Below are 8,112 nucleotides of genomic sequence, written 5' to 3' on the forward strand. Positions count from 1 at the left end.
AAGGTTGACTTCGAGACGTCTACACCAACCCAACAGGTTTCAGAATGCATGCTCATCCCTCCCTATACCCCGCCTTGCAGAATCGGGCTTTACGCCCTGGCAACTGTTCGGGTTGTTGAGGAAAACCCCGCATCGACCCAAGCTCTCCCACGATCTCGAAATCAGAGGGGTTACGGTCTGAGACGGGTAAAACAAACCTACAACCGGACAAAACTAACTTACAAGGGGTTGGGGGAGCAGGAATCTACCCGGCGCCGAACAGGGCCGCCGCCGCCTCGGGCGCGGAGGGGAAATAGAGATGCAGATAGCTCGCCCGCAGCGACCCGTGCCGGTAAAAGGGCTCGCCGGGGAGACCGTCGCGCTGGCGGGCGCCGAAGGCGGTGGGCTTGATCGGCGTCTCCATGGTCGAGTGATGGAAGCTGTGTCCGCGCAGACAACCGTCCGGGGTGTCGAGCGACTGCATGCCCAATCCGGCCAGGCGCGGCTGCATTCGGCCCCGGCCCGGCAGCAGCCCCACCAGATTGGCCTCGCCCCCGGTCTTGTCGGTTAGACGATCGAGCAGATAGAGCATGCCGCCACACTCGGCGTAGAGCGGGCGATGCGCGGCGACATGCGCGCGCAGGGCATTCTTCATCGCGCTATTGGTGGCCAGCGTTTGGAGATAAAGCTCCGGGTAGCCGCCGGGCAGATAGATGGCGTCCGCGCTCACCCCGGTATCGGTGAGCGGCGAGAAGAAACTCAACTCCGCGCCCAGCGTCTGGAGCAGGCGCAGGTTGTCGGCGTAGAGGAAGGAAAAGGCGGCGTCGCGGGCAACCGCGATGCGCTGACCGGCCAGCCGGCGTGGCGGGACCGAGGACTCGGACGGCGCATGAAAGGTCACGGGTTCGGGCCATTCGGCCAGCGCCGTTCCCGCGAGTCGGTCGGCGGCGGCCTCAAGGCGTTGATCGAGATCGGCGATTTCCTCGGCCTGGACCAGTCCCAGATGCCGACTCGGCAGGGCGGCCTCGGCCAGACGCGCGATGGCGCCCAGATAGCGGATCGACTTCGGGATACCCGCCCGGATCATCTCGGCGTGACGCTCGCCGGCGACCTGATTGGCCGCGACCCCGGCGAAACGCAGGGTCGGGCGGTAGCTGGCCAGACCCAGCGCGAGCGCGCCGAAGGTCTGGCCCATGCCGCGCGCGTCGATCAGCGCCGCGACCGGGATATCGAAGGTCTCGGCCAGGTCGGCGCCGGAGGGGCTGCCGTCGAACAGCCCCATCGCCCCTTCGATCAGAATCAGATCGGCCTCCCCGGCGGCCTCGTAGAGCTTGCGCCGGCACTCCGGCTCGCCGACCATCCAGAGATCAAGCGGCGTGACCTCGGCCCCGCTGGCGCGGCTCAGAATCATGGGATCGAGGAAATCCGGGCCGGTCTTGAAGACCCGCACCCGCCGGCCCTGACGATGGTGATGACGCGCCAGCGCGGCGACCAGGGTGGTCTTGCCTTGACCGGAGGCGCTGGCGGTCAGGAAGAGCGCGGGGCAATGTCGCGGGCTGGAGGCGTTGGAATCTGGCATGGGGATCGGTCGACGGATGGTTGAGAAAGTGAGGATCGTGATCGGGATCGGCTGTCAGCGTGGTGTCTCGCTGACGACCTTGGAGTGCGCGATCGCCGAAGCGTTGCAGCCGCTCGGCGAGATCGAGGTCTGCCGCATCGCCAGTCATGCCTGCAAGGCCGATGAATCGGCGCTCCTGGATCTGGCCCGAATCCATGGCTGGCCACTGCGGCTCTACCCGGCCGCGAGTCTCGCCGCCGTCGCCGTTCCCAACCCCTCGACGCGCGTCGCAGGCGAGGTCGGCACGCCCAGCGTCGCCGAGGCCGCCGCGCTACTGGCGTCCGGCGCGCCGGAGCTGCTGGTCGAAAAGCGGGCCTATCGTGGCGCCGATGGCAAGGGGGCGACGGTCGCGGTCGCGCGCCTGATTTACGGGAAAGTCCCTACCCGACCGAACGCTCCGGAATTGGACAGGATTAACAGGATTATTCAAGATTTACAGGATTAAAAACAATGCTTTATAAATCCTGTCAATCCTGAGAAATCCTGTTAATCCTGTCTATGACGGGACGAATCGCGGGTACGGCGTCGCAGGCCCAGGGCACGATGTAACCCTGGCCCTGGTAATCGCCCATCACCGCGCGGATGCCATAGACCTGGCGCAGATGCGCGGCGGTCAAGACCTCGCCGACCCGCCCGGACGCCACTTCGCGCCCCTGATGCAGCAGGAGCAGCCGGTCGCAGAAGCGGCTTGCCAGGGTCAGGTCGTGCAGTACGACCAGCGCGCTCGCGCCATCCCCGCAATGCGCGCGCAGCAACTCCATGACCTGAAGCTGATGTCGCGGGTCCAGCGCGGCGACCGGTTCGTCGGCCAGCAGCAGCGGCGCTTCGACCGCCAGCGCGCGCGCCAGCCGCGCGCGCGCGCGCTCGCCGCCGGACAGGGTATCCACCCGTCGCGTGCGCAGCTCCCAGACATCGGTGGCACGCAAGGCCGTCTCGATCGCGCGCCGATCCGAGACGCTCGGCGCGCCGCCGCCCCGCCACCAACCGCCGCGATAGGGATGACGGCCCAGGGCGACCAGGTCTTCCACCGAGATCGGCCATTGAAGCCGGTCGTCCTGACTCAGATAGGCCAGACGGGTCGCCCGCTCGATCGCCGGCATCCGGCTCAGAGGTCGACCCCGGAACAGGATCTCCCCGGCATGGGGCAGGAGTTGCGCGATCGCCTTGACCAGGGTGCTCTTGCCGGCGCCGTTGGGACCGATGAGGCCGACCAGTTCGCCCTCGGCGACCCGCAGCGACAGGTCACGCACCAGGCACTTGCCATCCAGCCGAACCTCGACACCCGTGAGCGCGAGCAGACTCACAGCATGTCCCTCCGCGAACGAAGAACCAGCGCCAGGAAGAAGGGCGCGCCGATGAGCGCCGTCACCACCCCGAGCATCAGCTCGCGCGGGGTATCGATCAGACGCAGCGCGACGTCGGCGGCGAGCACCAGCAGGGCGCCGCCGAGGGCGCTGGAGAGCACCAGTGGCCCCGGTCGAAACCGAACGAAGCGCCGCAGCAGATGCGGCACCACCAGTCCGACGAAGCCGATGGTCCCGGTCACCGCGACCGTGGCCCCCACGCTCAGGGCCGAGCCCGCGATGATGAGCGCGCGCACCCGCGCCAGATCCACCCCGAGACTGCCGGCCTCGGCCTCGCCGAGCGCCAGCACGTCGAGCGCCGGTCCGCATACCAGCAGGAGCGTCAGCCCCAGGAGCACGAACGGCAGACAGAGACGCACGTCATCGAAGCTGCGATCGCTGATGGAGCCGAGCAGCCAGAGGATGATGTCCTGCACATCGGTCGGGTTGGGCGCCAGATTCAGCGCGAGCGAGGTCAGGGCGCCGGCCAGCGAGGAGAGCGCGACCCCGGCCAGGATCAGGGTCGGATTGTTCGCGCCGGCGCGCGTCAGCGCATACAGCAGGAGGGTCGCCAGCAGCGCGAAGAGCATGGCGGTGACCGGCACCGTCCAGAGACTGAGCGTGGTGACGCCGAAGTAGAGCGTCAGCACCGCGCCGAGGCTGGCGCTCGATGAGATCCCGAGCAGCCCCGGCTCGGCGAGCGGGTTGCGCAACAGCCCCTGGAGCGCGGCCCCCGAGGCCCCGAGCGAGAGACCGACCAGCCAGGCGAGCACCACCCTCGGCAAACGGATCTCACGCACGATCAGTCGCTGTTCCTCGGAGCCGGTGCCGAGCAGGCCAGCGATGACCTCGCCGAAACCGAGCGGCGCCTCGCCGAAACCGAGCGAGAGGAGACTGAGCGCCAGCAGGAGCGCGAGCAGGATGGCATTCAGAAACAGCGATTGGCGCACGGATCCGGTCTCAAGGCGAGGGCGCGAGGTCGGGCGACAGGGCGTCGAGCTGTTCGGCGATACGCTCGGCCGCGTCGATCAGCTCCAGTCCACCGCAACCCCAGGCGTTTCCGGGCAATCCGATCACGGGCGTGCGCTCCAGCATCGCCCGCAGCCGCGGATGCCGGCCATAGGCCGAGCGCGCCGGGGATTGGGTCTGATCGAAATAGCCGAGCAGAAAGACATCCGGCGGCGCGCTCACCAGGGTCTCCAGTGGGAAACGACCCCAGCCGGACTGACCGTGCTCGGCGGCCAGATTGCGCAGACCCAGTAGCCGAAACAGATCGTCGATATAGGTGCCCTCCCCGGCCGTGCCGCCGTTCGGGCGCAGATAGAGCAGGCGATAGGGACGCGAGCGCTGGGCGAGCGCCCGAAGACGCCGCTCGGCCACCGCGACCTTGGCCTCGACCGCCTCGCCTCGACCGATCCGGGCGGCGATCTCGCGCGTGGTCCGCAGCCCATCCGACCAGCGTTTCGGATAGGGCAGCGCGATGATTTGCGTGCCCCGTCCGGCCAGCCGTTCGGCGTGCCGCCGCCCGGTCCAGCCCTGATAGACCAGGGCGATGTCCGGCTTGAAATGCAGCACATCCTCCACGCCACCCCGGTTCGACGGATAGGGGCGGGCGAGGTCCGCGACCGGCGACACCCGAGGATCGCGGCTGCGACGCGAGACCGAGAGAATCTGCTCGGGCGCGGCTATGTTGAGCAGGAGCAGGTCCGAACAGAAATCGGTGCTCATGACCGTCGGCCGCGAGGCATCGCCGCTCGCGGGGCCGACGCCGAGACAGAGGAGCGCGAGCACCAGGAACGTTCGCCCGCGCCCGCGACGCTCGGATGGGTGGGATGGAATCATCGCTCGACCAGGCTCAGTCGACCGGGACGCCCAGGCGGGAAAGATCGAGCGCATGGCCACCGCTCACCAGATAGGCCGCCGAGCACCGCGGACCCAGACGACGCGCCAAGGCCCCGAGCCGATCGCGGAACAGACGCCCGACCGGATAGGCGGGGATGACCCCCCAGCCGGTCTCCTCCGCGACCAGGATAACCAGCGCCGAGGTCCGTTCGAGCGCATCGAGCAAGCCTTCCACCCGGCTCGACCAATCCTCCTCCGACAGCTCGATCAGATTCGCCACCCAGGTTCCGAGCGAATCCACCAGCAGACAGCGGTCCGACGTCGAATGGGCCTCGATCGCCGACTCCAGCTCGGTCGGGGCGCAGAGGGTCATCCAATCCGGCGGGCGACGGACCCGATGGGCCTGGATCCGCGCGCTCCAGTCGGCGTCGTCCGGATCCTCCCGGGCCGTCGCGACATAAACCACGGCGCGACCCGAGTCGCGCGCCAGACGCTCGGCCCACTCGCTCTTACCGCTGCGCGCCGGTCCGCAGACCAGGATCGCGGCCAGTCGCGCGCACGACGAGCGGACCGGCTCCCCGACGGTCGCGCGCGCGAAAGGGTCTTGGCCAGAGGCAGTCATCCGCGATGGGGCAGTCATCCGCGATGGGCTCCAGGTCGGGGGATTAGTCAAGGTGATTTCCTGAAAACCTTATCCCCAAAGACAGGTCGTCAATGGAAAGGATGAACAGGATGCTTCACGATCGAAAATATTTAAAAACAATGACTTATGAAATCCTGTCCATTGTGATGGTCCAACCAGCATCCCGGCGAGAGCGGGGACACCAAAACCAGGATACAACAGCGAGCGAATGTAGGATGGGCAGAGCGTAGCGATGCCCATCCTGTACGCTCCGAGGCTCAAGCGGTGATACGCTCCCCATGGCTATCGGCCATGATAGCGGCCTCGACCTCTTACCAGGAGCCTGCCCGATGACACCGGATGAGTTCATCGCCAAATGGAGCGGCGTCACCCTCAAGGAACGCTCCGCCTCGCAATCGCACTTTTACGATCTCTGCCAGCTCCTTGAGGAGCCCGATCCGGTCTCGGCCGATCCAACCGGGGAGTGGTATTGCTTCGAGAAGGGTGCCAAGAAGGCGGGAGGCGGCGACGGCTGGGCCGATGTCTGGAAGCGCGGATGCTTTGGTTGGGAGTACAAGGGACCGGGCCAGGATCTCAACAAGGCGCTGAAACAGCTCCAGCTCTACACCCCCGCCCTCGAACATCCGCCGCTGCTGATCGTCTCCGACAACGCCACGATCCAGATCCATACCGCTTTCACCGGCACCGTCCCCGAGGTCCACATCCTCACCCTTGAGGATCTGCGCGACCCAGCCAAGCGGCGCCTGCTCAAGTGGGCCTTCTCCGATCCCGAGCGGCTACGCCCCGGACGCACCACCGCGCACCTGACCGAGACGGCGGCCGGACGCTTCGGCGATCTGGCCCAGCGGTGGCGCGAACGCGGTCACGACCCGTTCCAGGTCGCCCACTTCAGCCAGCAGATCCTGTTCTGCCTGTTCGCCGAGGACATCGATCTCCTCCCCCGACAGCTCTTCAGCCGCTTGCTGGAGTCCGGACACAAGCGCCCCGACACCCTGCCGCGCATGCTCGCCAGCCTGTTCGAGGCCATGGCCAGCGGCGGTACCGCCGGCTTCGAGGCCATCGACTGGTTCAACGGCGGACTCTTCGACGCCGCGTCTCCCTTGCCGCTGGAGCCCGACGAGATCGCGCTCCTGCGCGACCTGGCGCGGCTCGACTGGTCCGCCATCGACCCCACGCTTTTCGGCACCCTGTTCGAGCGCGGTCTCGACCCCGCCAAGCGCGCCCAGCTCGGCGCTCATTACACCGATCCTGGCTCGATCATGCGCCTGGTCAACCCGGTGGTGCTCGATCCGTTGCGCGCGGAGTGGGCCGAGACGCATGAGCGGATCGCGGCCCGGATGAAGAAGGCCGACAACGCCAAAAGCCCGAGCGCCCGAACCACCCTGGTGAAGGGCGCGCAAACGCTGTTACAGAGCTTCCTCGACCGGCTCGCGCGCTTTCGTGTGCTCGATCCCGCCTGCGGCTCGGGCAATTTCCTGTTGCTGTCGCTGCTCGGGCTGAAGGATCTGGAGCACCAAGTTCTGCTGGAGGCCGAGTCGCTGGGCCTGCCGCGCGGCTTCCCACAGGTTGGCCCCGAGAACGTGCTCGGGATCGAGCTCAATCCCTACGCCGCCGAGCTGGCCCGCGTCACCGTCTGGATTGGCGAGATCCAGTGGATGCTCAGGCATGGCTACTCGCTGTCGAAGAACCCCATCCTCAAACCCCTCGAAACCATCCGCCAGCAGGATGCCATCGTGAACGCCGACGGGAGCGAGCCGGAGTGGCCCGAGGCGGATGTGATCGTGGGGAATCCGCCGTTTCTGGGCGACAAGAAGATGCTCGGTGCGATCGGCGAGGAATACGTCAAGCGGGTGCGCCAGCTCTACCAGGGGCGCGTACCGGGCGGGGCGGATCTGGTGACCTACTGGTTCGAGAAGGCGCGGGCGCGGATTGAGGCGGGGAAGGTGCGCTATGCCGGGCTGGTCGCCACACAGTCCATTCGGAAAGGCCGCAACCGTGCCGTGCTGGACGGCATTGCCGCGTCAGGCGCGATCTTCGAGGCATGGTCGGACGAGCCTTGGATTAACGACGGGGCGGATGTTCGTGTGTCGCTGGTCGCTTTCACAGCCAAGGACCATTCACGCCCGGTCAACCTCAACGGTGAGCCTGTCGCGGGCGTCAACCCCGACCTGACTTCTTCTGAGCTGGGCATGCGCCTGACCGATGCGCGCACTCTCTCAAAGAACGAGCAGGTTGCATTTCAGGGGCCGGTCAAAGTCGGCTCGTTTGACGTACCTGGAAATGTCGCTCGCGCGTGGCTTGGAGAACCGAATCCTCACGGACGACCGAACCGCGAAGTGCTTCGTCCCTGGGCGAACGGGCAGGATCTAACGAGACGCCCATCCGACACCTGGATCGTCGACTTTGGGGGCGGGATGTCGGAAGCGGATGCGTCGCTCTACGAAGCACCGTTTCGGCGCGTCGTGGAATTTGTTAGGCCGATGCGTGAGGCAGGACGACGCGAGCTACGAAAGCGGTATTGGTGGCGGCACGGGGAAACGGTTCCGGCCTTACGGCGGGAAGTAGCCACAGCAGGAAGGCGCCCAGTGAGGCAATCAGCACCAACACCGTGAAGCGCCCGGCACTGCGGGAGCGACTGCGTTCTAACCCCTCGCCAAAATGCAAATTTTTCATGTCTCGAAAACTCT

The 8,112-nt window shown here is 66.7% G+C and carries 7 protein-coding genes; 2 read left to right on the plus strand and 5 right to left on the minus strand.

What is annotated here, in order from left to right; translation table 11 throughout:
* Nucleotides 1-244: 244 nt before the first annotated feature.
* Nucleotides 245-1,558 (minus strand): cobyrinic acid a,c-diamide synthase CobB, encoded by a 1,314-nt coding sequence (locus CKO27_RS22780; RefSeq protein ID WP_200377209.1) that lies wholly within the window; start codon nucleotides 1,556-1,558, stop codon nucleotides 245-247.
* Nucleotides 1,559-1,574: 16 nt separating this feature from the next.
* Here CKO27_RS22780 and CKO27_RS22785 point away from each other — a divergent pair, with 16 nt between their 5' ends.
* On the plus strand, nucleotides 1,575-2,042 hold the full coding sequence (locus tag CKO27_RS22785; RefSeq protein ID WP_200377210.1) for a cobalamin biosynthesis protein: 468 nt from the start codon (nucleotides 1,575-1,577) through the stop codon (nucleotides 2,040-2,042).
* A 22-nt stretch (nucleotides 2,043-2,064) separates the two neighbouring features.
* Here CKO27_RS22785 and CKO27_RS22790 read toward each other — a convergent pair whose 3' ends face one another.
* The 4 genes from CKO27_RS22790 to cobU are packed head-to-tail and all read right to left on the minus strand — an operon-like array spanning nucleotide 2,065 to nucleotide 5,422.
* Complete coding sequence (locus CKO27_RS22790) at nucleotides 2,065-2,901, minus strand: ATP-binding cassette domain-containing protein (protein ID WP_200377211.1); 837 nt, start codon at nucleotides 2,899-2,901, stop codon at nucleotides 2,065-2,067.
* Nucleotides 2,898-3,890, minus strand: coding sequence for an iron chelate uptake ABC transporter family permease subunit (locus CKO27_RS22795; protein ID WP_200377212.1), 993 nt, complete (start codon nucleotides 3,888-3,890; stop codon nucleotides 2,898-2,900). The genes CKO27_RS22790 and CKO27_RS22795 overlap by 4 nt, the downstream gene beginning before the upstream one ends.
* Before the next feature lie 10 nt (nucleotides 3,891-3,900).
* The gene (locus CKO27_RS22800; RefSeq protein ID WP_200377213.1) at nucleotides 3,901-4,782 is read right to left on the minus strand and encodes an ABC transporter substrate-binding protein; all 882 of its coding nucleotides are present in this window, start codon (nucleotides 4,780-4,782) and stop codon (nucleotides 3,901-3,903) included.
* A gap of 13 nt (nucleotides 4,783-4,795) precedes the next feature.
* Nucleotides 4,796-5,422 carry a bifunctional adenosylcobinamide kinase/adenosylcobinamide-phosphate guanylyltransferase gene (cobU, locus tag CKO27_RS22805; RefSeq protein WP_242471084.1) on the minus strand — a complete coding sequence of 209 codons (627 nt, stop codon included), beginning with the start codon at nucleotides 5,420-5,422 and terminating at the stop codon, nucleotides 4,796-4,798.
* Nucleotides 5,423-5,754: 332 nt separating this feature from the next.
* Between cobU and CKO27_RS22810 the strand changes: the two genes are divergently transcribed.
* Entirely contained in the window at nucleotides 5,755-8,037 is a 2,283-nt protein-coding gene (locus CKO27_RS22810; protein WP_200377214.1) for a class I SAM-dependent DNA methyltransferase, read from the plus strand.
* Nucleotides 8,038-8,112: the final 75 nt, after the last annotated feature.

This window comes from Thiocystis violacea, assembly GCF_016583575.1.
GTDB lineage: Bacteria > Pseudomonadota > Gammaproteobacteria > Chromatiales > Chromatiaceae > Thiocystis > Thiocystis violacea.